Raw genomic sequence first — 25,664 nt, 5'->3', positions numbered from 1 at the left:
TTGTGTCATTCTGTCTCATACGCCGTGATATATAGGCAATCGTTGGTCATATAATAATCGACCGCGCAAGGCATACCTGTATTCAGCTCTATTGTTAAAAGTTCAGTTAAGTCTGCGTCTATGCTCGATATTAAAAAACGTCGTAGGACCGCGCTATCCCTAATTCCATTTAAATTTTGAAAGCGCACAACGGCATCGAAAGAGGTCTGGTTTTCAACTTCGACAACCATTGCGCTTAAATCCGGGCCTTTCAATCCGGGACTCGCATTCGTCTTTCCTATCATCTCTCACGCCCCCTTTACACAAACGATGCTGGGAATGGTAATCGTGGCTGTCGGTTTGGTCTTGCAGTAGATGTACACCCCGCCCGCGTAGCTATCACAAAACGGCGCGAAGTTGCCACCAACTGAATCAGCCGCCCCGAAGGCCACGTCAGGCCGGTGGGAAGCCGTCACGCCCGTACAGGCCACAGAAGCCCGGAATCCGTACCCCTGGGCGCTGTAGGTGCTGTTTGCAGCCCATGCGGAGACGGCTACAGTTTTGTCGACGAAGACCAATTGGTTTTCGCCCGTCAGCCCTACAAATGTGCAGTTTGAATATAGCGCCGTAGTTGATGCAGTAGTCCCCTGTTTGCAGCCGTTTAAGTATTTACAGCTATGGAAGCCGTAGCCTCGGCTGCTGCTACTACTGGTACCCGTCCCAGCGCAGTTTGTTAGTTGAGTGCAGCTGCGGAAGCCGCAGGCATCCGTGTCGCTGCCGTACCCGTCTGTGCTGGCAGTTCCAATGCAGTTTGCGAGACAGGTACAGTACCCAAAACCGTTGCAATAGGTGGCGCCGGTACTTTTTCCGGTGCAGTTAGTCAGTTGGGTGCAATTGCAGAAGCAATAGGAAGAACCATCGCCGCTGCTGCCGGTGGCGATTCCAATGCAGTTTGTGAGATGGGTGCAGTTATCGAAGCCGTATGCAGATTCGCCGCTGCTGGCGCCGCATCCGGTGCAGTTAGTCAACTGGGTGCAATCACAGAAGCCGTACGATTCGGCGCCGCTGCTGCTGGTGCCGGTGCAGTTTATTAATTGGGTACAGTTGCAGAAGCTACATCCGGATCCAGCGCTGGTACTGGAGCAATTCACTAGCAAATCTCTAATCCAGTAATCGTCTGCATCCGGCAATATCTCATACCACAGCGCAGCCTTGTTGATAGTACTAGTACTCGAAAAATTAGTCACCTCAATAATGGCCCCGTTCATGCCCTGGATCTGCTTGACCGTCTGCGGTATCTTGACGCCCTGCCCGTCGCTTCGGGTAAATTTCAGTGTACCACCGTCCCCCACGAAGCACACGCTCACCGCCCCCAGCCAGTCCGGGGAGGCTATCAGCTTTTCAAACTCCGCCTGGGTGCGGATGACCACATCATAGACGGATAGACTGTCCACGTACTCCTTGTTGGCGGCGTCGCGGGCGGCGACAGGCGCAATAAGTTCGTGTATCGCGCAGTCTCCCACGATAATTCCGTTCCCGCCTTCGGCCAATATTCGGACGAGCTCATTCTCAGCGGAAATACTAGCCCCGGAATCCAACATGATTAGGTTCCCCGCCATATTCAAGTCACCCGTCATCGTCCCGCCCGCCAGCGGCAGGCACTTGGCTGTCTCGGCGTCCACATAGGATTTTGGGGCCGCGTCGGTTGGCTCAGTGGGGTCGGCAACCCCTCTCAACCTACACGAGGCATCAGAGGGACCATCCATGAGTTGGATAATCGCATTTGAGCCGTCTGCATCAAAGGATGCTTCCATTCCGGGGCAAACAAACCCATCGCTTGCCCCGATATTTATCCTGTTCGGCACCCATACGCCGCCATCCCGCAGCGACAGAAACGGCGCATCCTTCAGCGTTACCAGCGCCGCGTAAAACGCCGCCTCGGTCCCTGTGTAGCCCGCGTCCACCGCCTGCTGATAAAGCGCCTTATCCGCATACTCCGTAAAGTACGCCGCGTGGTGGCCGTCCAGGAGGTCCGCGTTGAGCTTCGGTACGGCAGTGGACGAACTCACCACCAGCGGCGGCGTCCCCTCCGCAGCCCGCGATATGAGCTGTTCGCCGCTTATGGACTTCTCAAAGATTGCGGTGAGGTCGGCGTCCCACTTGTACAGGCGGTTGTATTTGACCATATTGTATGGAGAACTCCATACGGCATCACCGTAAAACCTAATATCATATACGCGTGCGACACCATCTGTGCTTCCCATCACGGTGTTTCTGTAGGTCACGCGGTATGCGTAGTTGTTTAATGTCTGGTTAGCTCCTCCACCGAAGCTGCCGATGGGGAAATAGATGATATTATCTCCTGTCCATCCTTCTACGCGTGTCCAGTCTTTGACTGCGGTAAATGTAGTCTTGTCCCCAATGGTGGTCCGCTCAATTTTGGCTTCGCATCGGTTCCCGTTTGCGCCAAACCAACAATACATTGCATTGAGCCTTGTATATCGGTCGGTTGGAATAATTGTGACCCGCAGCATTGATTCTGTAGTCTGTGCATTTGCCGGGTCAGCGGCTACGGTGGCGGAGCGTTTGCCGAGATAGAATGGCGTGTTTCGCAGCTCTGCAAACAAACCGAATTTAGCTGTATCCGATGCTCCGTAGTCCTCCCACGTAGCGCCCCCATCGTTGCTGTACTCAACTGTGATAGCTTCAGCAGGCAGTCCGAACGTCTTGTTGCTGGCCGCAGACCCTACCATCGCTGCTGCAATCGGGTCAAGCCCGGCTGCGGTGTACCCCTCGCGCACGATGTCTGACGGTGTGGGTTTCCATGTGCTGGGCCTGCTCGCCGCCTTTGCTTCTACAGCAGCATCGTCCGCATACTTAAATATGTCTCGGGACTTCCCGGCGGGGTCGTACACGCTGGCTGCCATGTCGCCGCTGCCCTCTCCGTCCCTGCCGTTGTACACCGCAAAGGTGGACGTGCTCCCGTCGCTCAGGGTAATGGTGTAGGTGTCCGTGGTCCCCGCTGCTCCGTTGCCGGCAGTCCGCTGGATGGACGAGATGGACACGCCCCGGTCGCCCGTGCTGCCCTTGTCACCCTTCGCGCCCTGCGGGATTGAGAATTTCAGCGTCACCGTTCCGTCTGACGCGACGACCTTTTCCACCGCCACCTGACTGCCTGCCGCCAGCGTTACACCCTGCACGCCCAGCGCCTCGATAGCCTGTCGGGCCTGTTCCGCAGCGTCCGCGCTCAGCCCTGCCGCCGTCTCGCTCTTCTTGGCGTTGGTCTCGGAGGTCTTGGCCGCTCCTGCGGATGTGGATGCTTCCCCTGCCTTTGCAATGGCGGTTTGAGCGCTGGCGGCGGCTGTTGTGGCGCTGGTACCGGCAGCGGTGGAGGAATCCGCGGCGTCTGCCGCGCTAACCCCTGCCGCATCCCGTGCGGCCTCCGCTTTACCTTGCGCAGTCTGCGCGGCGGTCTTGGCCGTCTCACTGGCTGTCCTTGCCGACTCAGCTTCGGTCTTTGCTGTCTGCGCCGCTGTCTTCGCGGCCTCTGCGTCTGTTTTGGACTTCGCCGCCGCCGCCGCAGACCCTGCCGCCGCCGTAGCAGAATTGCCCGCTTCTGTTGCTTTTTGGCCGGCCTCTGCGGCCTTGCCCCCGGCAAGGGTGGCCGAGGACTCGGCAGCCGTTTTTGCCGACTCTGCGGCCCGCTGCGCGGCCTGGGCGTCAGTCTTGGACTTGTCCGCAGCCGTGGCGGACCCGGCGGCATTGGTCTCGGATTTTCCTGCCGCCGTCTTGCTGGCCTGGGCGTCTGCCGCTGACTTCTGCGCTGCTGTAGCGCTCCCGGCGGCGGCAGTCTTGGACGCATCTGCGGCAGTTGCCGCACCCTGGGCAGTTGCCGCGTTCCCTGCTGACTGAGTGGCCGACTGCCCCGCCTGCTCCGCGTAAGCCTCCACGCCCTCGCGGGCTGCCTTCGCTGCGGCGGCGCTGACAGCCGCCTCATCAGCTGACTGTTTCGCCCCATCCACATACTGCCTTACGGAATCCTTAGCGTACTGCTTGATAAGCGCGCCCTCGATGCTCTTGGTCTCGCCGCCCTGATACACCGGCAGCAGCGCGTCGTCGGTCATCTGCTGAGCGATGCCGAGTTCAACAATCGATTTGTCCGCCATCTTCCTCCTCCTTCCCCGCCTCTGCGATAATCTGACTGGCTGTGCGGTAAATGCCGCTGAGCTGGACCCGGTTGTGCTCACCGGCCACGGTGATGCTCTCCGATGCCAGCATAATTTGCGTGGCTAACTGAGTAATTTTCTGCTTGTCCATAGTTCCTCCTTACGGGACGCTGTTCAAAAAGTCTTTCAGGCTGTTGAAATAGTCCGCTGTGATGGGGTCGCCGGGGTTGATGTACTTGGGCCGGGCGGCTGTCGTTATCGGCCCGATCGCCGCCCGCACCTCGTTTACGATTGCCGCAGATATCACCGTACCCTTGGAGACAGGCTTGTACAGCCCCCAGGCCCCTTGACCGGCGTAGATGCGGAATGCGTCGATACGGTCATAGAACGCCTTCCACTCATCCGCGCTGATGCTGATGGGCTTCCCTGCGGCTACCGCAGACCACCAGGACCAGTCTGCGGGCCTTGACTTGCCGCCCGTGGTAAATGTCTTTGCGCCGGCCCATTTGTCGGAGGTATTTCCAATCACGCCGCAGACATTGACCGTGTATTCCGTCTTTGGCTCAAGGCTGTCCATCTCGGCTGTAAATGCGGTGGTTTCGCTAAATGTCCAGTCATAGGACACATCATCCGGGTCGCTAGTCAACCGCGCAAACACCCGGTATCTGGTGTAGCCCGTGCCAGGACTTACATTGATATCGGCTCCGGTCTCCGTGATGTTGGTAATGGTGAATGTCGGGGCGGTGTAAACCGTCTGAGAGGATGACTCGCAGGAACCGCACTGAGAGCATCCCTGGGAACAGCTCTGCTTGCATTCAGACACTGTGCACTGACTGCCGCATGACTGCCCGCAGGTTTGCCCGCATTCCATATCGGCGGTCTCGCAGGCTACCTCCGCGCAGAAGTCGCACATCGGCATAATGCCGTAATCGCCCGTCTCCTCCGCCAGGAATGCCGGTATTCTTATCAGTTCATCGGACATATCCGGCCCACCTCGCTTTGAAACGCTCGTTCTCTTCCCCACCAAGGGTCTCCATGATGTAGACCGCCTCTCCAAACAGCATCCGGCTCCACTCGCAATAGATGCCGGGCACCTTGTGGACATCTCCGTTCAGAAGGTAGTTGTTCGCCACACACCCGCCGTCGCAGATACGGTCCAAGGGGCAGGACGCGCAGTCATCCCCTACCGCCGGGGCGCTGTCGTACTCCGATGCCAGCTTGACGCGGAGGTCATCGCGCACGCCGGTGTAGATGCTGCCAATGGCAGAGAATCCGTCACAGTGGGAAAACAGCTCCTGGCAGGCCACGATATCCCCATTGATGTTGATGCCCGCATACTTCCCGGCTCCCAGGCCGCACTTGCCGCAGGCGGCGCAGCTCGCGGATACCCGCCGTTCCTCCCGCTGGATTGCGGTATTGCGCAGAAGTATCTTGCGAAAATACTTTTCAAGCTGGGAGAAATAGATAGGGTCCCGTTCCCGCCGCATGAAATCTATGTAGTGCTCCGAGTACCGCCGAAGCTGTTCCCGCAAGGTGCTGGTATCCGTCCAGGGTTCAAAGCAATTCGGCATGGTGAAGAACTCTTTAAAGCCCTTCTCTTCCGCATACAGGATGTCGTGATAGAGGCTCTGGGCCGTGTCCTCCGTCACCGTGGAGCGGAACATCACGCCGGGGAAATACTCAAGGATGACAGGTATCTTCTCCTCCAGCGCATCGAAGCTGGACGCGCCGCTTCTCATGGGCCTGTTGTGCTCCTGGGTGGCCCTGCCGCCGTCCATGGAGAACAGCAGACCGATTCCATTGCCGCGCATAAACTCCGCTCTCTCGCGGTCCAGAAGTGTGCCGTTGCTGGTCATGGAGAGCTGAAACCCATCGCCGTATTTCTCATGGACATAGAGCGTCAGCGGAACAATAATTTCGTCCCACATCAGCATCGGTTCCCCGCCGAAGAAGTTGATGGAGGCTTGTCCATTCCCGGCCAGGAAGTCCGCCGCGTCCTTCGCGGTCTGGAGTGTCATAAACTCCGGCTTCTGCTCCACGAAGCAGTACCGGCAGGTGAGATTGCAGGAGTTGGTCAGGTTGAGAAATGCAGATGTGATTTTAGGCAGTTCCATGCGGAGTTCCTTTCATTGTGAAATGGGAAATTGTGTGTTATACTCTGCTCAAAGATAATAAGGAGGTCTCCCAATGAAACGGATTCCAACCTTCGTCGCGGGTATGCTCACCGCCGCAGTAATCGGCGGGCTCGGTGTCGGCGCCCTCGCCGCCTCCGGCGCTGTCACCTTCAACGCCTCGAACCTCATGTTCAACGGTACTCAGATATCCGCCAAGGGTGAGGGCTACACCCTCGATAACGGGTGTCAGGCCCCCGCCAGCATCACCTATACCGATGAGAAGGGCGGTGGTACCACCTACCTCCCCGTGCGCCGCATTTCGGAACTGCTGGACGTAGAGACCGGATGGGATGGGGCTACCGGGTCCGTGACAGTGGGTAAGACCGCTGATACCACCGCTGTCCCCGCAGGAAACTCTGAGTTAAATGTCAGTGATTATCAAACACCAGCCTTTGTCGGAGACATCTACACTTCCTATGTAAATCCACAAGCCTCTTTTGACGGGGAGAAAATTGTAGTTAATGAATACGACGCGAAGTATGACGCTGGCATGATTACAAGCAAGTCTGGAAAATACTCTAATATGGGTACAAATTATCTATTATCAGATATGATATTTACAGAGTTTCCCCAGTTCAAAGATGAGCTGATTTCGGAAATAAAAAATGGGTATATTAGTTGCATCAGCTACAACGGTTCAGTGTATATTGATGCAGTGAACGCTATCCAATTTTTTAGAAGCAAAGATATTGAAATATATGGTTCTGGAGGATATTTCTACGAGGTCCCAAACAACTAATTTATTTGAACACAGCCGTCAATCCATTTGTCTCAACGCCTGTAAAGTCCCAAATTCCCTTCGGCTTCACCGTACCGCGTCCATCGTAGAAGAGTACAGTATCTCCTGTACAAACAACCTCTACTTCTCCCAATCCATTGTCTGAAACTGAAAAGTAAGGGACATCCCCATAAAACAAGTTGTACAGGCGGAATACTCCGTACCTTCCGGCACTCCCCATCTCCATCCGATGTGTCTGGTCCGTATTCCAATATTCACCGCCGAAAATCTTCGACCCATACAGGTTCATGGTCACCATCCACTCGTCCGTGACAAGAGAATTGAACTTCGCGGAATCCGTATACGCCTTTACCCATGCGGGAACATTGGCCGCGCTCCCCTGTGGGCCGGTCTCTCCCTGTGCCCCGTCCTTGCCCTGGGCAAGCATGGGCTGTGTCCAGTTCTGACCGCCGTTGTAGGAATAGATAACCCACACCTGGGTTGAAGTATTGTCCCACGCGCTGTCCCACGCCTCCTGCCATTGACTTGGTATGGAGGCGTTTTTATTTGTGGAATACCGTGTTTGGAGCCAATTGGCGGAACCGTTCATAATCAGGCTGCCATTGATGGTCATACTGCCATTGGAGACCACATTCCCCAGCTTATCCACGATGAAGTTATCATTGACGTTCAGCGCCCCCCGGAACTTATAGACGCCCTCCGCCGGGTCGAAGTAAAGCTGTTCCTGCCCGGACCCGTCGTAGAACGCCAGCTTCTCGGCGTTCAGGACCACCCTGGCCTCCACGCTGTCCCCGTCGGTCTTCTCGATGACCAGCCCTTCCCGCCGGGAGATTTTGGTGCCGTAGTACTTCTGCTCCAGGCTCACCTTACGCCTGAGCTCCCGGCCCTGGGGGCTTTGGTAGGGGTACTCGTGGTCGACCTCCTCGTCGGCGGGCGCCGAAATATCGGAGAGGCACAGCGCGTCGAAATTGGTATCCATAGTTGCGAGCATGGAGTATACGCCGTTGACGGTGACGGCGTCGCCCAGCTCCGCCGCCGGGTCCAGCAAGGCCCCGGTACCGCTGAACGGCCGGTACACAAACCCGGAAACCGACGCCAGGATATTTTCCGCCATGGCCTGGGTCGCCCAGGGACAGGTGAGCTCCAGCACGCGCCCGCCGTCGTCGCCTGCGGCATAGGAACTCTCGTCGTCATACCAAAGGATTACCTTGGTGACCGGCTCGAAGGCCGGGCTGCTCTCAAACTCACCCAGCTTTCGGCCCACGTATACTCTGTCAGACAAGAAGCCTCACCTCCCCCAATAAAATAGCGCCGCCTGTTTCGCTCTCCACCAGAAAATTTGTCTCCGCCGGGAGCGCCGCGGTGGTGTGCAGCAGCAGCCTGCCCGCGTCGGTGATAATAAAGTTGCCGCCGTGTGCCGCCGCGATGAAGCCCAGCGCCTCCCGCATGGTGTAGTCGTTGGGGTACTCAACCGTATACGGGAGGATGGAGGTGCGCGGGTCCACCTCCACCCCCATGCGCGCGGCAATCCGGTTCACGGCGGTGCGCATGGCCATAGGCCACTCACCCGCGTCCTGAGTCGGGTCCAGCCAGACGGCCTCGGCCTTCAGCATGGCGTCGTAGCCGTGCAGCGTCAGCATATGGCTGACCGCCTCCTCGGCCCGGGTGTCGATGTAGAAGACGCCCGCAGGCAGCCATTCGCTTGCCCGCCCGCTCAGGGTCAGCCGCAGATACAGCCGTATTTCGCCCATGCGGGGGATATCTCCCAGCGGCGCCAGCTTGAGCTGAAGCTCCCGCGCCACGGCTCCGCCGATGGACCATCCGCTCTCCGCGAACAGTCCCCCGGTGACGCAGCAGGACGCGATCCGATCCTGGCCGTACTCCCTGCCCGCGATGACCGCCTTGATTTCCGTTGCATGGTTTTTGTCGGCCAGCAGGGATTTGTATAGTGCCGATGTGGCTTTCATACCGTCACCTCTCGATTAGGTCAAAGGCGGTGGACGACCAGTGGGTCTCACCGTCGATATAGACCAGCGTGGCCGCCTCCACGGCGGAGCCGTAGAAGGTTCTGGTGGTTACGCCGTCGATTGCGTCCAGGTATTTCACCTGGATAAAGGCCGGGAGCAGAGCGGCGTTCAGCGTCATCAGCTGCTCCGTCGTCATGCGCAGGCACGTGACAGACAGCTTCCGTTTGATTCCGATGCGGCTGCGCTGCATGGCTCCGTCCAGGGTGCGGCCGCTCTTGTCCGAGTCCAGGTCGTTTCTGGACCACTTGATGCCGCCCTCTTCGATGAGCCACGAAAAGTCCTTCCCGTCAATTTCAAAAACAGGTCTCATTTGTTCCTCCTATCATACGGGAATGACCGCCGCGCCTCTGGCCCGGGACTGGCTGGTCATGGCTCTGGAAACCACCCTGGCCAGGGTCTGCTCGCCCACCATCATCACCTTGCCCTCCCGGACGGCGGCCAGGATTTCCCGCAGTTCGGCGACGATCTCGTAGGAGCCTGCCTCCTCACGGGCTATTTGCCGCAGCAGGCGCTCCGGCGCCTCAATGTTGTTTCCGTGCCGCTGGTCGCCCAACACCGCCATGAATTCCCGGTTGGGCGGGATCACCGCGCCGGCGGCAAGACGGGGCAGTGAAATCTCCGAAATCTGAGGGATATGAAAGCCGACATGTGCCCCGCCCAAAACGTCCGGCAGTTTAAAGCCGATACTGTTAATTCCGCTGATAATGGAGTTGATGCCGCGAATGAAGAAGTTAATAAAGGATTCAACGCCCCTTATGAGGCCATTGATAAAGTCCTTGAAACCCGTCCTGACGGGGGAAATCACGTGCTCGTCAAACCAGGCTGCAACGGCCTGAAAGGTCTCCTTGATTCCGTCCCAGGCGCCGCTGGCGGCATTGCCGATATCCTCCCATAAGCCGGAGAAAAATGTGGCCACCGGCTGAACAACGTTAAGGTCAAACCATTCCGATACCGTTTCCCATACCCCGCAGATCGTGTCCCACACTGAGGATGCCGCGCTGCTGATGCCGTCCCAGAGATCGGAGAAAAAGGTGGATACCGGCTGGATCACGTTTGTATCAAACCATTCGGACACGGCCGCCCATACTCCGCAGATAGCGTCCCAGACCGAGGATGCCGCGCCGCTGATTCCCTCCCAGAGCCCGGAGAAGAACGTGGTCAACGGCTGAATAACATTGAGATCAAACCACTCGGATACGGCTGTCCACACCCCGCAGACTGTCTCCCAGGCAAGGCCTGCTGCGCCGCTGATGGTCTCCCACAGCCCGGTAAAAAAATCAACAATCGGTGCGATGACATTTTCGCTGAACCATTGGCTTACCACACCCCAAACCTCAACAATTTTATCCCAGCAGGCGAGAGCTGCGGCTTTGATTTCTTCCCAGTGGGTGACTAAAAGGACTACGATTGCAATAAGCGCTCCAATCGCGAGGAGCACGATGCCGATTGGCGAGGTCAAAAATGCAACAGCCGCACCAAAGGCAGTCGTGACTGCAGACGCAACCGTACAGACCACATTCCACGCAGCCGTTGCGGCGGTCATCGCTGCCTGTGCTACAGTATTGGCGATTTTTGCCGCAGTAGATGCAATCCATGCGGCGGCTTCTTTCGCTAGATTTACAATATTTTTGGCAAGGGACACCGCAAAGTCTTTGGCATACATGGCAACAAGCTTCACTGTCTCAGCGTTGTCCTTGAGTTTGGCCAAAGTTGCGTCATTGATGCTTTTGGTAAGAGACTTGAGCATGGAGGCAACGCCGCCTGCATTGATTACGAATTTGCCAAGCTCCACCGCAGCCCAAGCTGCTGCGAATACGCCCACGGCGATTGCCATCGCCCGGACGGCAGGCTCGTTTTTGCTGCACCAGTCTGCAACGTTGTCTAACACGTCAATAAGGCCCTCCAGCACGCTGATGACCACGCCGCCGGTCCATTCCACAATGGGCTCAAAGAAATTATCCCATAGCCAAATCAGGCCCGGCTGTATTTTGTCGACCACTTCAGCGAGTTTAGTCAGTGCCTGAATAACGGTGTCCACACAGGGCAAGGCCTCTCCCAGTGCAGGAATCAGGGCATTGCCGAACGTAGTCTGAAGCCCGAGAAAAGCGGTATTTAAATCAGCAATCTGAGTGGCGTATACGTCAGCGGCCCCCGCCGCAGTCAGCGATTCTTTTCCGAAGTCAACGAGATTTTTCCATGAAAAAGCGGAGCTGATGGACTTACCTAAGCTCTTTACGACCTTCTCCAGGCCGCCCAATGCGCCGGAGGCCTCTTTGGACTGCTTTTTTGCCGTATCTGCATTTACTTTTGTATCAACATTGATTGATCCATCTGCCATACTTCATCTTCTCTCTTTGTGCTTATTCGCCCAAACGCCGCTTCAGCCGCTCCTGCTCCTCCCGCTCCTCGTCGGTATACCTCTTTTTAAAATCCACCATTTCCCGGTGCTCCTGATAGAATTCCCGCTCCCATGCCTCCAGCTTTTTACCCCTTCTGCGCTTTTCCCGGATGGAGACCACCGTGGAGAGCTGCCCCTCCCCGATCCCCTGGAACCACGCAAGGAAGGTCCACCAGTGACAAAACTGCAGCGAGCGCACCTCGCACCCGGCCACCCGATTCACGTCCGCCACGATGAGACTGCCGTCCTGCTCCCAGTCGATGACCTTGGGCTGCGGACGGGCGGGGGCCTCGTCCCTGCCCCCGTTGATAAACCAGAACATCCGCCGGACAGCCTCCCCGTAGTCCTCCTGCGGCATCTGCGCCAAATCCTCGTAAAAGAGGGCCAGCGCGATATAGAGGCGGGTGCGTTCGTCCTCCTCCGGGCCGTTCAGCCGGGCCATCAGGTCCAGAATATCCCGGTAGTCGGCATTGACGCGGTATGCCCGCCCTCCGACTTCAAGCGAGAGCGGCAGATCCCACGCGGTCAAGTATGTTCCCCGCGCTGAACCCGGCGGGCCTTGGCCTCTGCCACCGCGCGATCCGCGGCCTCCTTGCGGTGCTGCGCCACGCCCTCCTCCAGGATGGGCTGCAGGGCGGTGATGACATTGGTCACGATACGCTCCCCGTTTTTACCCACGGCCATCAGGTTCACGCCGCCGACAATGCGGTCAAAGTCGTTTTCCGCCCCGAATACATAGGACAGCCGCTCCTTAATTTTCGCGTCGAAGGCGCGCATAACCCTCAGCGCCTCGCCCGCGCCGGCAAAGCCGTCCTCGCCCACCGGCCCGGGCGTCTCCCTTGTGGCCGCCATATACTCCCGCTCCAGGGCGGGCAGTTCCTCGGCGACCTCAAAAAATCGGTGGTACACGTTGAGATCGGTGGGATTAAAACGCAGCAGCTCCCGGCCGTTTACCTCGAATTCTTTTACGCCGTCGTCAAATACCAGTTTTTCCGCCATGATAAACCTCCTGTTTTAATTGGCGCGGGGGGCTTGCCCCCGCGCCGCTGTGTGCCGCGCCCGGGCGCGGCCTTACTTGGCGGGACTGACGGCCGCGGTAAAGGCCTTGGTGCTGGGATTGAAGGTGCCGTTTTCCTTCTCGCCGGTGTAGTGGATGTTGAAGGGAATTTGATAGCCGGTGTTGTCGCCGCCGTAGCTGGAGACCTCAATGACGGCCTTCTCCCGGGTGGCGGGAAATGCGCCGGAGGTCTCGGCCTCCCAGAGCTTGACCTCCACAACGTCGGTATTGCAGTCGTCCAGGACCAGCCCGCCGTCAATGATGGCCTGGAGCCGCTCAAAGAGGGGGTCGCCCTTCTCGGCGTAGTAGGGCTCCACGGTGCCGCTCTTCTCGTACTTGGTCACCAGGACCGAGGTCTCGCCCAGGATGTTGCCCTTCTTCTCCACGTTTGCGGCCAGCTCGGGGCTGTACTCCTCCAGATCCCTGCCCAGCCGCACGTAGGCGGCCTCGCCGTCAGTGGATGCGTTGATGTAGTGCGCCAGATACTTTCTCTCGATTTTTGCCATAATTACACCTCATACCTTTTTTTGAATTTTATGGTGAGCGCCACCTCGTAGGTAGCGGTCCCATCCTCCGAATTCTGGGACAGCGCGCCCTTCTCAGCCCTTGCCGTCCCCTGCTGCGTTCCCTCGCCGCCGAGCTGCGCCGCCGTCCCCCGGGCGCTCTGTTCCTGCACCCAGTCCTGAAACGCCAGCACCCACTGCGCATTCGCCTCCGCGCCGCCGCCATCCGGCGTCCTGCCGAATACGCAGCGGAGGGAAAATCGGTACTCGTTCAGGACCTCCACATTTCCCAGAATGTCCTCTCTGCGCTCCACCTCGGTCAGCCCCTGGGGAAACAGCCCCCCGCAGTCCGCCGCCGTCCCCAGCTCGTCCACCTCAAAGCCGGACAGCCGCGCCATCCCCGGATAGGTCTCCAGCCACTCCCGGACCCGTTCCAACATTGCCATCGCTTATCTCCGTTTCTGCTTTTCCAGCATCCCCATTCCGGTCCCATCTGGCCGCGTAATGCTCCCAATTTGGGATGCTGATGGGCAAAAAACTAACCTCCTTCAATATAATAGTTGACTTTAGTTAGCTATCGGGGTACAATGGGTGTACAACAAGAGGAGAGCCCGACTGCTGGTAAAGCCGGTAGACAGACCGGATAAGATAACTTGGGTTAGCCACAAATACAGTATAGCGTATTATAGTTAGTTGTGCAAGGGGAAAAGATAACTAAAGTTAGAATACATGTTTTGTACAAAAAGGAGAGTGGGTAATTGTGTTCTTTGACGTCTTTAAGACGCTGTGCGAGAAGAAGGGCGTCAGCTGCAAGCGGGCTGCGGAGGACATGGGCCTGAGCAATTCGATTGCAACAAAGTGGAAGAAGACAGGGGCTATGCCCCAGGGAGAGACCCTCAACAAAATCGCAGCCTATTTCGGCGTCAGTGTGGACTATCTGCTCGGCGACGAGCAGGCGGGCCTCTATGATGAGCGCGGGATTGAAAATACCGATATCCGCATGATTGCCCGGGCCGGCAGGAAGATGACCCCCGAGCAGGCGGAAAATCTGCGAAAATATGCCCAGTATATGTTTCCCGAGGCCTTCGGCAATGACGACGCCTGAGCGCCGGCAGCAGCTCTACTCGGAGATGCTCCGCTTCATGCGGGCCAACCGGGTGAACACGGTCCCCCTGGACATTGGGGCGCTGTGCGCCAGGGCGGGGGTGGAGCTTGTGCCCCTCTCCCAAATCGTACGGGAGACCGGCCTTACGGAGCAGGAGGTCTTTTCCATCTGGGGCAACAGGGACGGCGCGGTGAATGCCCACGGAGACCGCCACCGCATCGCTTATCACGACGGACTCCCCGCGGGCCGCGTCCGCTTCACTATCTGCGAGGAGCTGGCGCACATGGTCTACGGCCATACCGCCGACGCGGCTTTTAATATCTTCTCCCAGGCCTATGACGCGGAGAAATACGCCCAATATGACGAGGAGGCCCGCCTGGGCGCGGGCCTTCTCGTCTGCCCCCCCAAATTTTACTATACCTACGAGCGGTTTCTGACGCCCCGGAGTCTGGCTGAGATCTGCCAAATCACGCTGCCCTGCGCCAGGGTGCGGCAGGAGGTATTCATCAAATACCGGGATGAGATTGAGCGGAATATGGCCTATCAATTCGCCCCCCTGCCACAGTCCCGGACCAATCTGCGCGCCTATGAGGCGGCCTGGCGGCGCGGACAGAAGGCCGCAACGTCCCGGCAGGACGGATAATGGGTCAATCCTTAAAAGAGCGCGGAGAGAGTGGACGTCCACTCTCTCCGCGCTCTTGTTTATGAACCGATTAACAATTTTCAAACAAATCTTTAACAATCGCCCAACAAAGACCCTGTATAATATCGGTAAAAACGAAGCGGGGGATTGGGGACGTGGACGGGGGAAAGCGGCTTCCGGGGGCGGCAAGGCACATGAGCCGCAGGGCGGCAGAGCGGGCGGGCCGGTCCATCCACATCACCGGCGCTGCCTGCCTGGGGAACACGGCTGTGGGCGTGGGAAAGCTGGCCATGGGGCTCTCGTCCCTGTCCCTGTTCCCCTGTGTCAGCGCGCTTTATACCTTCGGGATGGTGACGGCCAAATGCGTCGCCCTGGCCGGCATTGTAAAATCGGAGTCGGACCGGGAGCAGTACCGGTACTACAAGGCTTCGGGCGTCATTCTCATTGTGTCCAGCGTGCTGTATGCAGTCTACTCGGCCCGGCTCTTTTTTTATCCCGAGTCCGGCAGCTACCACGCGTATATCGCGCTGGGGATCGCCGCGGTTACCTTTGCCGAATTGACGCTGAACATCCGGGGCGTTATCATAGAGAGGAAAAACCACACGCAGTTGGTCCACGCGATCAAAATGCTCAACCTGGCCTCGTCCCTCATCTGCCTTGTGCTGACGCAGACGGCAATCCTATCCTTCGCATCGGGACGGGCGAAGATCCATCCGGCGGCCAACGGCCTGCTGGGCGTGCTGATGGGTGGGGCGGCCACGCTTCTGGGCGCGGCGATGATTGTCCGGATTCTGCGGATTGAAAAGAAGGGGGCGCGAGCATGACTCACATTCTCGTCGTGGAGGATGACGCCGGGCTCAACCGGAGCGTCTGTACCTACCTAAACGACTGCGGCTTCCACGCCAAAGGCTGCCTCAACGCCAACGCAGCCTATGATGAGATGTATAACCACCTTTACGAGCTGATTATCTCCGACATTATGATGCCGGAGATTGACGGCTTTGAATTTGCCCGGACCGTGCGGCAGATGAACCGGCAAATCCCGATCCTGTTTATGTCCGCCCGGGACGACCTGCCCGCCAAGCAGAAGGGCTTCCGCCTGGGGATTGACGACTACATGGTCAAGCCCGTGGAGCTGGACGAGCTGCTGCTGCGGGTCCGGGCCCTGCTGCGCCGGGCCAATATCGAATCGGAGCGGAAGCTCGCCGTGGGCAGTCTGGTGCTGGACGCCGACGCCATGACGGCTGCGGCGGACGGGGCGGAGATCCCCGTGACCACCCGGGAGTTCAATATTCTCTATAAGCTTCTCTCCTACCCGAACAAGACCTTCTCCCGGGCCCAGCTCATGGACGAGTTCTGGGGCGTGGAGAGCGATACCGGCCTGCGGGCGGTGGACGTCTATGTCACAAAGCTGCGGGACAAGTTCTCCGCCTGCCGGGGATTCCAAATCGTGACCGTCCGGGGTCTGGGGTACAAGGCGGTGCTGCTGTGAGAAGGAAGGCCGTCTCCGGGGACCAGCGGATCAAGACCGGGGTTTTCCCCCTGTCCGTCTTCGCCATCACGTTCGTGGTCTTTGCCCTTTGCACTACTCTCCAGATGCAGCTCGTCGGCGACTACGTGGATATCGCAGCCCTGCCTGCGGGGCTGTACGTGGGGGTGGTGGTGTTCTGGGGCGCGGTCTCCGCCGCGTTTACCCTGTGGACGCGCTACCAGATTAACAGCCGCTACCAAAAACCGATGGAGATGTTCGCCCAGGCGGCGCACAGGGTGGCCAACGGCGATTTTTCCGTCTATGTGCCGCCCCGCCACACCGCGGACCGGATGGACCATCTGGACGTCATACTGACCGACTTCAACAAGATGGTGGAGGAGCTGGGCAGCATTGAGACCCTGAAGACCGACTTTTTCTCCAACGTATCCCATGAGATCAAGACCCCCCTGGCGGTCATCCAGAATTACGCGGAGCTGCTGCAGCAAGAGAACCTCCCCGGAGAACGGCGGAGGGAGTACGCGGATGCCATTTTACAGTCCTCCCGGCGGCTCTCCAGCCTCATTACCAACATGCTCAAGCTGAACAAGCTGGAAAAGCAGGCGATTCAGCCCGTGCCGGAGCCCTTTGACCTGTGCCGCCAGCTCTGCGAGTGCGCGCTGCAGTTTGAGGAGGCTTGGGAGAAGAAGGGGATCACGTTCGCGGCGGAGATCGAGGACCGGGCGGTCATCGACGCCGACCCCGGCCTGCTGGAGCTGGTGTGGACCAATCTGCTCTCCAATGCGGTGAAATTCACGCCCACCGGCGGGACCGTCACCCTCACCCAGACCTCTGCGGAAGACGAGGTGACGGTGACCGTGGCCGATACCGGCTGCGGCATGGGCGAGGGGACCCTGACGCATATTTTCGACCAGTTCTACCAGGGGGACACCTCCCACGCCGCCGAGGGCAACGGGCTGGGCCTGGCCCTGGTACGGCGCATCCTGGAGCTCTCCGAGGGGACCATTACCGTCCGCAGCGCCGCCGGGGCGGGGAGCTCCTTTACCGTCCAGCTCCCGATCCGTCGGCGGGGGGAGGGGGAGCTGCCGTGAGTGAATTGAAAAAATCCGCCGCCGGCTTCGTGGGCTGTGAATACCTGGAGGTGGCTGCCGGGGGCGAGGCGTCCCGGTACCTGGACTGCTACCGGAGCTTCGGCTGGGTCCCGGACGAAAACCGCTCCTCAGCGGAGGTGCGCCAGGGGAAACTCCACCTCAAGCGGGATCGGAAGATCGCCAACAAGGCGGAGCTGACCCGCCTCCAGCGGCATTTTGAGGCCTGCGCCGGGGAGATTCGGGCGCTGGAGCGGGCCAAGACCGCCTCCGCCTCTGCCTGGGCGCTGGGGGTGGGGCTGGCGGGCACCGCTTTCATGGCGGGCTCCACCTTTGCCGTCACCCACGAGCCGCCGGTTGTCTGGCTGTGCGTCCTGCTGGCCGTACCCGGTCTTTTGGGGTGGATTCTCCCCTATTTTCTCCATCGGCGGCTGGTTGCGCGGGAAACGGCCCGTATAACGCCCCTGATTGAGGTAAAATACGATGAAATCTACGAAATCTGCGAAAAAGGCGTAAAGCTGCTCTGAAAACACGGGCATAAAGACCCGGCGGCCTTCATAGGCCGCCGGGTTTTTATACCCCCGCCGTCTCAGGCGGTTTTATGAGTTATTAAATTAATATGGCGGAAACACAACCCAAGCAATCCGCAAACAAAGACGCGGTAGAATCACATCATGAACCGGGGCAAACGCTCCAAACAGAGAATAAAGGAGAATCTATAATGAACGATTGTAACGCCGCCGCCCAGGACCAAAAAAGGGCGGAGAGCATCCGCCGCCAGTACATCCGCCGGGAGGACAACAAGATTGATAAGCTGCGCAGGCTGGACAGCAAGGTAAAGGCGCCCGGCAAGATAACTGCCAGCGTCCTGGGCGTTGTGGGTGCGCTGGTGATGGGTGCGGGTATGGCCCAGGTCATGGTGTGGGGCAATATGGCCCCGGGGCTGGCCCTGGGCATCCCCGGCCTGGCCGCGGCCCTGCTCGCGTACCCCGTCTACGCCCTGATCACCAATGCACGCAAAAAGAAGTACGCCGCCGAAATTATGCGCCTGAGCGGCGATTTGATGAGAGAATAAGGAGGAAGACGCGATGAGTGAGCATTTTGTGGGCTATGAGTATCAGGACATTACAGTCAAGCGCAGCATGGCGGCGGTCTATATCGACGGCTATGAAAACTTTGGGTGGAAGCTGGACGGCACCCGTGATCCGGCGGGCAAGCCGGACGCGGTGACGCTGAGCTTCAAGCGGGACCGCAAGTTCCGCGGCAAGGCGGAACTGACCCGCCTGCAGGGCCAGTTCGACGCCTGCATGAGCGAAATCCTGTCCCTGGAGGCGTCGAAGGTCGTCAAGGCCTCCGCGGCGGCCTATACGGTGGGCGTGGCCGGCACTGCGTTCATGGCTGCGTCCGTGTTTGCCTATACCGCCGGCCTGCTGCCGCTGAGCATCGTCCTGGCCGTTCCGGGCCTGGCGGGCTGGGTAATCCCCTACCTGCTCTTCTCCAAAATCCGCAGGGACAGGAGCGCCCGGGCCGCGCCGCTGATCGACGGGAAGTACGACGAGGCCTACGCCGTCTGCGAGCGGGCCAGCGGCCTGCTGGCCGGATGAGGGGGCCGCGGAAGATTCTCCCGGCCGCCGCCCTCCTGCGGCGTTCCCGCCCAGGCAGAGCGCATTTGCTGAAGAATGGATGAAAGGAGAGGGAGAATGCTCAAGCTGCTGATTCTGGCCGCCCTGGCCGCCGCCGCTGTTTTCGGTGTGGCCGCCGCGGAATCCAAAAAGTACGATTCCCGGCCTTAATACCGTATTTCAGGCCTTTCCGGCGCCGAATGCCCGCGGCTGAGCTGAGCCGCGGGCACTTTTGCGCTTGCCCGCTCCGCCGGAATGGGGTATACTTCTTGAGACAGTCATTCACGACCACGGTGGGAGGCGGACAGCATGGCCGAGACGGCCCCCATGAAAATCATTGCCCGGATTCATACGGACTTCTCCACCAAATTCGGTATTCCCCGGCAGAGCGGCCTGGTGGACGAGCTGGAGGGGACCGTGGTCTTCGCCCCGGAGTACCGCGTGCCCGAGGCCCTGCGGGGGCTGGAGGGCTTCTCCCACATCTGGCTTCTGTGGCAGTTCTCCCGTGCCGTCCGGGAGGACTGGTCCCCCACGGTCCGCCCGCCCCGCCTGGGCGGGAACGAGCGGATGGGGGTCTTCGCCACCCGCTCCCCCTTCCGGCCCAACGCCATCGGCCTCTCCTGCGTGCGCCTGGCGGGCGTCGACCTCCGCACGCCCCGGGGGCCGGTGCTCCGGGTGGCCGGGGCGGATTTGATGGACGGCACCCCTATTTTCGACATTAAGCCCTACCTGCCCTACGCCGACTGCCGTCCGGACGCCGTGGGCGGCTTCGCCTCCGCCCCGGCGGGAGAGCGGCTGCGGGTGGTCTTCGCCCCCGGCTGCCTGGAGCGGGTGCCCGCGGGGCGGGGGGAGGCCCTGCGGGGGGTTCTGGCATGCGACCCCAGACCCGGCTACCAAAGCGATCCCGGACGGGTCTACGGCCTGAGCTTCGGCGGCGTGGACGTCCGCTTCACCGTGGCGGGGGAGACCCTCACCGTGGTGGACGTGGTCCCCGGCGGCGGAGAAATGAGATAGGAGGAGGCAGAACAGATGCAGACGCTGAGTATCCGGCCCATTGGGGCCATCCGAATTGGGGAGGAGGGGCCCTATGTGGAGCTGGAGCCCCCCTATCTGCCCGCGCTCAAGGGGCTGGAGTACTACAGCCATGTCCATATCCTCTGGTGGTTCAGCCGCCGGGACAACCCCGCGGACCGGGGCGTGACCCAGGTGCATCCCGCCCACGGCGCCGCGCCGGGACCCATGGGGGTCTTCGCCAGCCGCTCCCCCTGCAGGCCAAACCCCATCGCCCTCTCCACCGCGGAGATCACCTTTGTCGACGCCGGCCGGGGCCGCATCGGCCTGGACTGGACCGACGCGGAGGACGGCACGCCGGTGGTGGATATCAAGCCCTATTCCCCCGGCCTGGACCGGGTGGAGGACTGCCGCGAGCCCGCGTGGCATGGGGATTGGCCCGGGAGTTACGAGGCGTCCCGGGCGGCTGGAAACAAGTACTAAGCCGCCCGGACCCCTTGCCCTCCGGGCGCTCTACCGCTGGTTTACCGCCGGAAGCGCAGCGGTTCCTTGCCTTTCGTCCCCTGCCAAGGTACAATGAGCTGGAAAGGACGTGGCAGTGTGGACCAACAGAAGACCGGCTCCTTCATCTGCGGGATGCGGAAGGAACGGGGCCTGACCCAGCGGGAGCTGGCGGAGCAGTTGAACGTGACGGATAAGGCCGTCTCCAAATGGGAGCGGGGGCTGAGCTACCCGGATATTACCATCCTGTCGGACCTGGCCCGGGCGCTGGGCGTCACCGAGCGGGAGCTGCTGACCGGGGCGCGGGAAAGCGCGGCCGGGGCGGAGTGTCCGGCCCCCGAGCGGGTGGTGCAGGACACCCTGGAATATGCACAGAAGGCGGAGAAGCAGCGGCGCTTCCGGGCCGCCTCGGTGGTGATGGCGATCTACACGGCTGCGCTGGCAGTGGCGGTCTTCGTCTGTGCGCTTTGCGATGGCATTCTCAGCGGCGGCTTTACCTGGTCCCTTATCGTGCTGGTGAGCTGTCTGCTGGGCTGGGGCGTGGGCTTCTCCTTCCTCTGCCTCAAAAGGCGGCGGGTGTTCTGGGCCGCGGCGGCCGCCACCGTACTGACGCCCCTGCTGCTGTGGACCATCCAGGCGGTGATCCCGGACAGCGCGCTCTGGTACCCCGCGCCCGCCATGCCCATACTGGGCGTGGCTCTGACCTGGGTCTGGGTGCCGACGCTGCTGCACACCTTTACCCGGATGAGCAAGTGGTTTGTGGGCGCAGCGGCCGCCATCCTCGGCGCACCGCTGAATATTCTGATCAACGGCCTGTCCAGCAATCTGCCCATCCCCCTAATCTATCCCGACTACTGGATTCCCAAGAACGATGCGATTCAGGCGGTCAGCAACGTGAGCAGCTGCGCGGCGCTGCTGGCTCTGGGCGTCCTCTTCCTCTGGCTGGGCCGGCGCAGCGGGAAAAAACACAAAATGTCCCTGGAGCAGGGGGCTGAAGCCCTTTTGGGCGAGGCATGGGACCATGGCAACGATGCGGTGTTATAATAACCGCGGCAGAAAAAATCCGGTGGAACACAGTGTTCCACCGGATTTTCATATTTTAGAGGCCCATGCCCGCCTTGATTGCCAGAATGACCTCCAGGGGGAACGTGGTGCGCTCCGCCGTCTCCTCGGGGGTCATGCCCTGGGCCAGGAAACGGCCGGCCACATAGTCCATAGCCTCGCTCAGCTCAATGATATGGCCGTCGGGGTCGTAGAAGCGGAAGACCCGCTGGCCCCAGGGGTACTCCCGGATCTCGTGGAGCACCTCCACCCCGGCGTCCTTGATGCGCGCCGCGTCCTCGTCCAGTGCGTTGGTCTCGAAATAGAGCTCCGTATTGTGGGCGCGGTAGACGGTCTGCTCCTCAGGAAAGCCCGCCAGCTCGAAAAAGCGCTCCTGAAGGGTGGGGCCGCCCTCAAACACCAGGTTCGCGCCCAGGTCCATGGCCACCTTGCGGCCCATTACGGTCTCATAAAAATTGCGGGAGACAGCCATGTCCCGCACAGCGAACAGTACGCCTTCAAATTTCATAGGGTAAATCTCCTTTGTGATTTGTGTTACGCCTTCTGACTGCAGAAGGCCAGCTCCCGGGTCAGAAGGGCTTCAATGGTTGGGTTGTTCTCCTCGCACACCGGGATTAGGAAGGCGCTGTAGCGGCACTTCTGCAGGCGCTGGTCCTGTAGGATGAAATCGTAGCCCATGGCGCACTTGGAGTTGCAGGCTGCGGTGTTCAAAAGCCGCTTGCAGTCCGGCGCCGCCCGCAGCTGAGCGGTCAGAGCGACGGGCAGCGACTCCAAAAGCTCCATGTATCCGGCGATGTGGCCGGCGTAGATGCGCGCCAGCAGGCCCTTTCTGCGGAACACGTAGTTCATCACCGTCTTCCTGTTGAGAAGATAGGAGACCACGTAGCCGCTTTTTGCCTCCTTGATTTCAAGCTTGCATCCGTGCTCCGTGAAGATGCCGTGCAGCGCCCGGACGAAGTCCCTGGAGCCGCTGTCCACCGTGCCGATAAAGTCCTCAAAACCGGGTTTTTGCTGCGCCATAGCACATAAGCCTCCTGTATCTGACGATATGGAACAGATTAACTCAAAATTTCAGCGGCTCATTGTAAAAACCGGCCATACGCTCCAGATAGGCCGAGGGGGGTACACCGCAGACCGCGCGGAAATCGTGAATGAAGTGGGGCTGGTCGTAGTACCCCAGATCCTGGGCCAGGGCGGTCAGGCTGGGGGCCGCGGGCAGGCGGCGCACCGCCTCGTTGATGCGCAGAACCCGGGAGAAGGCCTTTGCGGAGAGGCCGGAGCCCTCCCGGAACAGGCGGCTCAGGTGCCGCTGGCTGTACCCGGCGTCCGCCGCAAGGTCCGCCGCCGAGGCGGGAGCAAAATGCCCCGCCAGGTGCCGCAGCATGGGCAGAATGGGAGCCGGCCCGGTGTGAAGGGCGGCCAGACGGAGGTCCACCCCCCGGACGAACTCGTCCAGATCGGCTTCGTGCCCGAAGAGGGAGCGGACCAGCGCCAGGAGGGGCGGGGCAGCATCCTCCAAAAGACAGACCTTGTCGGCCAGTTCGTGCTGGGGGATGGGGGTAAAGGAACTCAGCCCGCCGGGCCGGAACTCCACGAAAAAGCGGAAGGGGCAGCTCTCAAAGTCGGCTTCCACCGTCACCACCTTCGTGGTGGGGCCGTACATCCGGCCGTCCAGCTCCCCGCCGGGGAGCAGGGTGTAGACCAGGCAGCCCGCCGCGTCGGGAATCAGGTCCAGCGCGCCCGCGTCGGCGGCGCCCGGCGCGGGGAGGCAGAGCGTGTAGTGGGCCACCACGTCCCGGAGGGCGGGGTGGGGGAGCAGGTAGATGTGGGTGGGCGTCCGGGCGACCTGGACCCCATACCGGTTTTTAAAGTGCAGTCGCAAGCTCCCACCTCCCAAATAGCGCCCCTTAAAAAAGGAAAACGCCCGTAAATGCGGCTGTTCCCGCCGAAATCCGCCGATAATTCTACGCTCCGCCCGAAACCAGCGCGCACCCGGGCGAAAACAGCCTGCGCCTATCTGCGCTTTACCGCTTGTCAGAGACGCCCGCGCCTTTTTCTATCCTACCACGGACAGGAAAAGACAGCAAGCGCGTTGCGCTTTTTGGATGCATCTGGTATAGTGGGTGCGTGTGGGACAAGGCCGGTCTGCTCCGGCTGCCCTCCCGCCGCAGATACGTGACCAAAGGAGGCGGCAAGATGAACCGCTATGAATGGCTGGACCGATTTTTGCTCTCGCAGCCGGGAGCGGAAAAGGACTTCAAACTGGAGTGGCAGTGGCACCGCTACCTTGTGGCGGGCAAGATGTTTGCCGCAACCTGCCAGCCAGACCCCAAATACCGGCCCCACGCCGGGCGGGAGATGGTGCTGCTCAAGTGCGACCCCCGTCTGGCGGAGGCATTCCGGGAGACCTACCCCGACGTGGTGCCCGGTTTCTATTGCGATAAGCGCAGCTGGAACAGCGTCTACCTGGACGGCGCGGTCCCCGACGACGTGCTGCGGGAGATGTGCGCCCAGTCCTATGAGCTGATCTTCTCCAAGCTGACCAGGAAGGCCCAGCGGGAGATTCTGGGGGATGAGGGGTGAACGAGAGGTGAACGAGATCATTGAGAGCCTGCACGCCCGCAAGTCCGTCCGGGCCTTTACCGGCGCCGCCGTGCCCCCGGAGCTGAAGCGGGCCATCCTGGAGGCCGCCGCCCAGGCCCCGTCCGCGGGCTGCCAGCAGCTATACACCATTCTGGATATCACCGATCCGGCCCTGAAGGACAGGCTGGCCGAGACCTGTGACCACCAGCCCTTCATCGCCGGGGCGGAAATGGTGCTCATCTTCTGCGCCGACTGCCGCCGGTGGTTCGACGCATATGTGGAGGCGGGGTGCACGCCCCGCCGTCCCGGCGCGGGGGACCTGCTGCTGGCTGTGGACGACGCGGTTATCGCCGCCCAGAACGCGGTGACCGCCGCCGAGAGCCTGGGGCTGGGCTCCTGCTATATCGGAGACATTATGGAGCAGTATGAGGAGCACCGGCGCCTCCTGAATCTGCCGGACTGGGTCTTTCCCGCGGCCATGCTGGTCATCGGCTGGCCCACGCAGCAGCAGAAGGACCGAAAGAAGCCGGAGCGCTTCGACATGAGGCATATCGTCCACGAGAATGGCTACCGCCGCGGGGACGGGGCCGAGCTGCGGGAGATGTTTGCCGGACGCACGGGGGCGCGGAGCTTTGAGGACTATCTAAAGGCTTTCTGCGCCCGGAAGTACAACTCGGACTTTTCCAGGGAAATGACGCGCTCCGTAGAGGCGTATCTGCGGGACTTTGAGGAGGAATCCATATGATCCATATCTATTGCGGCGACGGAAAAGGAAAGACCACCTGCGCCTTCGGACTGGCCCTCCGGGCGGCAGGACGGGGGAACCGGGTGATTATCGCCCAGTTTCTCAAGGGCGCGGACAGCGGGGAGCGCCTTTCCATCGCCAAAGTCCCCGGTGTGACGCTGCTGGAGGTGCCCGAAGAGGTCAAGTTCTCCTTCATGATGAACGACGAGGAGAAGGCCCGGGCCAGCTCCCGTTTCGAGCGGGAGCTGGACGAGGCGGCCCGGGCCGCCAGGGCGGGGGAGTGCGAGCTGGTGGTGCTGGACGAGTGCTGTGCCGCCGTGTCCACGGGCCTGCTGCCCATCAAGAGGGTCACCGACTTTCTGGACGGCTGCCCCCGGGAGCTGGAGGTGGTCTTGACCGGGCGGGACCCCGCACCGGAGCTGGTGGAGCGGGCAGACTACATCACCGAGATGAGGAAGGTCAAGCACCCCTTCGATCAGGGCGTCCCCGCCCGGAAGGGCATTGAGTGGTAAAAGGGCCGCGCGCAGGCCGCCCCCTCCAAACCGGTTTTTCGGCGGGGCAAAGGACAAATTTGCCGCTAAACCGCGCATTAATCTTTTATAAGCGGACTTTTGACCGAAAATAAAGATGGAATTTCATCAATTGCCGGGGTTATATCTGCCTTACCCGCCGCTAAGGACCTCATGACGATAAAAAAGATGCCCAATTGCGTACAGAAACCTTGCAATGCAGGGTGAAAATGATATAATGGATTCCATAATGGGACAGTTTG

31 protein-coding genes are annotated in these 25,664 nt (G+C 60.3%); 15 read left to right on the top strand and 16 right to left on the bottom strand.

The window, feature by feature from the left end:
• Positions 1 to 5: 5 nt before the first annotated feature.
• From H8S62_RS08740 to H8S62_RS08720, 5 genes are read right to left on the bottom strand one after another with little or no spacing between them, the layout of a single operon-like run.
• Positions 6 to 284 carry a hypothetical protein gene (locus H8S62_RS08740; protein ID WP_186919044.1) on the bottom strand — a complete coding sequence of 93 codons (279 nt, stop codon included), beginning with the start codon at positions 282 to 284 and terminating at the stop codon, positions 6 to 8.
• Positions 285 to 287: 3 nt separating this feature from the next.
• Entirely contained in the window at positions 288 to 4,145 is a 3,858-nt protein-coding gene (locus H8S62_RS08735) for a cell envelope integrity protein TolA (protein WP_186919043.1), read from the bottom strand.
• Positions 4,123 to 4,296 (bottom strand): hypothetical protein, encoded by a 174-nt coding sequence (locus H8S62_RS08730; RefSeq protein ID WP_155152138.1) that lies wholly within the window; start codon positions 4,294 to 4,296, stop codon positions 4,123 to 4,125. The genes H8S62_RS08735 and H8S62_RS08730 overlap by 23 nt, the downstream gene beginning before the upstream one ends.
• A gap of 9 nt (positions 4,297 to 4,305) precedes the next feature.
• Positions 4,306 to 5,127: a fibronectin type III domain-containing protein gene (locus H8S62_RS08725; RefSeq protein ID WP_186919042.1), complete on the bottom strand. Its 822-nt coding sequence runs from the start codon at positions 5,125 to 5,127 to the stop codon at positions 4,306 to 4,308.
• On the bottom strand, positions 5,117 to 6,259 hold the full coding sequence (locus H8S62_RS08720) for a radical SAM/SPASM domain-containing protein (protein WP_186919041.1): 1,143 nt from the start codon (positions 6,257 to 6,259) through the stop codon (positions 5,117 to 5,119). The genes H8S62_RS08725 and H8S62_RS08720 overlap by 11 nt, the downstream gene beginning before the upstream one ends.
• A gap of 73 nt (positions 6,260 to 6,332) precedes the next feature.
• Here H8S62_RS08720 and H8S62_RS08715 point away from each other — a divergent pair, with 73 nt between their 5' ends.
• A complete protein-coding gene (locus H8S62_RS08715; RefSeq protein WP_186919040.1) occupies positions 6,333 to 7,058 on the top strand; it encodes a stalk domain-containing protein in 726 nt (241 codons plus the stop codon).
• A gap of 1 nt (position 7,059) precedes the next feature.
• Here H8S62_RS08715 and H8S62_RS08710 read toward each other — a convergent pair whose 3' ends face one another.
• From H8S62_RS08710 to H8S62_RS08675, 8 genes are all read right to left on the bottom strand, one after another.
• Positions 7,060 to 8,340, bottom strand: coding sequence for a hypothetical protein (locus H8S62_RS08710; RefSeq protein WP_186919039.1), 1,281 nt, complete (start codon positions 8,338 to 8,340; stop codon positions 7,060 to 7,062).
• Entirely contained in the window at positions 8,333 to 9,025 is a 693-nt protein-coding gene (locus H8S62_RS08705) for a hypothetical protein (protein ID WP_186919038.1), read from the bottom strand. The genes H8S62_RS08710 and H8S62_RS08705 overlap by 8 nt, the downstream gene beginning before the upstream one ends.
• Before the next feature lie 4 nt (positions 9,026 to 9,029).
• A complete protein-coding gene (locus H8S62_RS08700; RefSeq protein ID WP_186919037.1) occupies positions 9,030 to 9,395 on the bottom strand; it encodes a hypothetical protein in 366 nt (121 codons plus the stop codon).
• 12 nt (positions 9,396 to 9,407) lie between these two features.
• A complete protein-coding gene (locus tag H8S62_RS08695) occupies positions 9,408 to 11,423 on the bottom strand; it encodes a phage tail protein (protein ID WP_186919036.1) in 2,016 nt (671 codons plus the stop codon).
• A 22-nt stretch (positions 11,424 to 11,445) separates the two neighbouring features.
• Positions 11,446 to 12,012 carry a Gp15 family bacteriophage protein gene (locus tag H8S62_RS08690; protein ID WP_155151321.1) on the bottom strand — a complete coding sequence of 189 codons (567 nt, stop codon included), beginning with the start codon at positions 12,010 to 12,012 and terminating at the stop codon, positions 11,446 to 11,448.
• On the bottom strand, positions 12,009 to 12,482 hold the full coding sequence (locus H8S62_RS08685; protein ID WP_155151324.1) for a hypothetical protein: 474 nt from the start codon (positions 12,480 to 12,482) through the stop codon (positions 12,009 to 12,011). The genes H8S62_RS08690 and H8S62_RS08685 overlap by 4 nt, the downstream gene beginning before the upstream one ends.
• 72 nt (positions 12,483 to 12,554) lie before the next feature.
• On the bottom strand, positions 12,555 to 13,046 hold the full coding sequence (locus H8S62_RS08680; protein ID WP_155151327.1) for a hypothetical protein: 492 nt from the start codon (positions 13,044 to 13,046) through the stop codon (positions 12,555 to 12,557).
• A 2-nt stretch (positions 13,047 to 13,048) separates the two neighbouring features.
• Positions 13,049 to 13,489 carry a hypothetical protein gene (locus tag H8S62_RS08675; RefSeq protein WP_155151329.1) on the bottom strand — a complete coding sequence of 147 codons (441 nt, stop codon included), beginning with the start codon at positions 13,487 to 13,489 and terminating at the stop codon, positions 13,049 to 13,051.
• A 314-nt stretch (positions 13,490 to 13,803) separates the two neighbouring features.
• Between H8S62_RS08675 and H8S62_RS08670 the strand changes: the two genes are divergently transcribed.
• The 11 genes from H8S62_RS08670 (at position 13,804) to H8S62_RS08620 (ending at position 21,546) form a co-directional block, all read left to right on the top strand.
• The gene (locus tag H8S62_RS08670; RefSeq protein WP_155151332.1) at positions 13,804 to 14,148 is read left to right on the top strand and encodes a helix-turn-helix domain-containing protein; all 345 of its coding nucleotides are present in this window, start codon (positions 13,804 to 13,806) and stop codon (positions 14,146 to 14,148) included.
• Entirely contained in the window at positions 14,135 to 14,791 is a 657-nt protein-coding gene (locus H8S62_RS08665; protein WP_186919035.1) for an ImmA/IrrE family metallo-endopeptidase, read from the top strand. Before H8S62_RS08670 ends, H8S62_RS08665 begins: the two co-directional genes overlap by 14 nt.
• Before the next feature lie 194 nt (positions 14,792 to 14,985).
• Entirely contained in the window at positions 14,986 to 15,615 is a 630-nt protein-coding gene (locus H8S62_RS08660) for a hypothetical protein (protein ID WP_186919034.1), read from the top strand.
• On the top strand, positions 15,612 to 16,283 hold the full coding sequence (locus tag H8S62_RS08655) for a response regulator transcription factor (protein ID WP_186919033.1): 672 nt from the start codon (positions 15,612 to 15,614) through the stop codon (positions 16,281 to 16,283). Before H8S62_RS08660 ends, H8S62_RS08655 begins: the two co-directional genes overlap by 4 nt.
• Positions 16,280 to 17,371, top strand: coding sequence for a HAMP domain-containing sensor histidine kinase (locus H8S62_RS08650; RefSeq protein WP_341481033.1), 1,092 nt, complete (start codon positions 16,280 to 16,282; stop codon positions 17,369 to 17,371). The genes H8S62_RS08655 and H8S62_RS08650 overlap by 4 nt, the downstream gene beginning before the upstream one ends.
• Positions 17,368 to 17,895, top strand: coding sequence for a hypothetical protein (locus tag H8S62_RS08645; RefSeq protein WP_186919032.1), 528 nt, complete (start codon positions 17,368 to 17,370; stop codon positions 17,893 to 17,895). Before H8S62_RS08650 ends, H8S62_RS08645 begins: the two co-directional genes overlap by 4 nt.
• 194 nt (positions 17,896 to 18,089) lie before the next feature.
• Positions 18,090 to 18,443 carry a hypothetical protein gene (locus H8S62_RS08640; protein ID WP_186919031.1) on the top strand — a complete coding sequence of 118 codons (354 nt, stop codon included), beginning with the start codon at positions 18,090 to 18,092 and terminating at the stop codon, positions 18,441 to 18,443.
• A gap of 13 nt (positions 18,444 to 18,456) precedes the next feature.
• On the top strand, positions 18,457 to 18,972 hold the full coding sequence (locus tag H8S62_RS08635; RefSeq protein WP_186919030.1) for a hypothetical protein: 516 nt from the start codon (positions 18,457 to 18,459) through the stop codon (positions 18,970 to 18,972).
• A 327-nt stretch (positions 18,973 to 19,299) separates the two neighbouring features.
• Positions 19,300 to 20,004, top strand: coding sequence for a tRNA (N6-threonylcarbamoyladenosine(37)-N6)-methyltransferase TrmO (gene tsaA / locus H8S62_RS08630; protein ID WP_186919029.1), 705 nt, complete (start codon positions 19,300 to 19,302; stop codon positions 20,002 to 20,004).
• Between the two features lie 15 nt (positions 20,005 to 20,019).
• Complete coding sequence (gene tsaA, locus H8S62_RS08625) at positions 20,020 to 20,484, top strand: tRNA (N6-threonylcarbamoyladenosine(37)-N6)-methyltransferase TrmO (RefSeq protein WP_186919028.1); 465 nt, start codon at positions 20,020 to 20,022, stop codon at positions 20,482 to 20,484.
• 117 nt (positions 20,485 to 20,601) lie between these two features.
• Positions 20,602 to 21,546 carry a helix-turn-helix domain-containing protein gene (locus H8S62_RS08620; RefSeq protein ID WP_186919027.1) on the top strand — a complete coding sequence of 315 codons (945 nt, stop codon included), beginning with the start codon at positions 20,602 to 20,604 and terminating at the stop codon, positions 21,544 to 21,546.
• A gap of 55 nt (positions 21,547 to 21,601) precedes the next feature.
• On the opposite strand, the gene H8S62_RS08615 is transcribed toward H8S62_RS08620, so the two are convergent.
• Genes H8S62_RS08615 through H8S62_RS08605 form a run of 3 tightly spaced genes read right to left on the bottom strand, consistent with a single transcriptional unit; the run spans position 21,602 to position 23,446 of the window.
• Positions 21,602 to 22,072: a VOC family protein gene (locus H8S62_RS08615; RefSeq protein WP_155151346.1), complete on the bottom strand. Its 471-nt coding sequence runs from the start codon at positions 22,070 to 22,072 to the stop codon at positions 21,602 to 21,604.
• Between the two features lie 26 nt (positions 22,073 to 22,098).
• On the bottom strand, positions 22,099 to 22,584 hold the full coding sequence (locus tag H8S62_RS08610; RefSeq protein ID WP_155151349.1) for a hypothetical protein: 486 nt from the start codon (positions 22,582 to 22,584) through the stop codon (positions 22,099 to 22,101).
• 43 nt (positions 22,585 to 22,627) lie between these two features.
• Positions 22,628 to 23,446, bottom strand: a complete 819-nt coding sequence (locus H8S62_RS08605) for an AraC family transcriptional regulator (protein ID WP_186919026.1) — start codon at positions 23,444 to 23,446, stop codon at positions 22,628 to 22,630.
• 314 nt (positions 23,447 to 23,760) lie between these two features.
• Here H8S62_RS08605 and H8S62_RS08600 point away from each other — a divergent pair, with 314 nt between their 5' ends.
• From H8S62_RS08600 to H8S62_RS08590, 3 genes are read left to right on the top strand one after another with little or no spacing between them, the layout of a single operon-like run.
• Complete coding sequence (locus H8S62_RS08600) at positions 23,761 to 24,147, top strand: MmcQ/YjbR family DNA-binding protein (protein ID WP_155151355.1); 387 nt, start codon at positions 23,761 to 23,763, stop codon at positions 24,145 to 24,147.
• The gene (locus H8S62_RS08595) at positions 24,137 to 24,892 is read left to right on the top strand and encodes a nitroreductase family protein (protein ID WP_207723485.1); all 756 of its coding nucleotides are present in this window, start codon (positions 24,137 to 24,139) and stop codon (positions 24,890 to 24,892) included. The genes H8S62_RS08600 and H8S62_RS08595 overlap by 11 nt, the downstream gene beginning before the upstream one ends.
• Complete coding sequence (locus H8S62_RS08590) at positions 24,889 to 25,404, top strand: cob(I)yrinic acid a,c-diamide adenosyltransferase (protein ID WP_186919025.1); 516 nt, start codon at positions 24,889 to 24,891, stop codon at positions 25,402 to 25,404. The genes H8S62_RS08595 and H8S62_RS08590 overlap by 4 nt, the downstream gene beginning before the upstream one ends.
• The last annotated feature ends 260 nt before the right edge of the window (positions 25,405 to 25,664 follow it).

The organism is Lawsonibacter faecis (assembly GCF_014287675.1).
In the GTDB taxonomy this organism is placed as follows: domain Bacteria; phylum Bacillota; class Clostridia; order Oscillospirales; family Oscillospiraceae; genus Pseudoflavonifractor; species Pseudoflavonifractor faecis.
The sequence above is the reverse complement of the archived record's forward strand: the minus strand, read 5'-3'. Positions and strand labels throughout refer to the sequence as shown.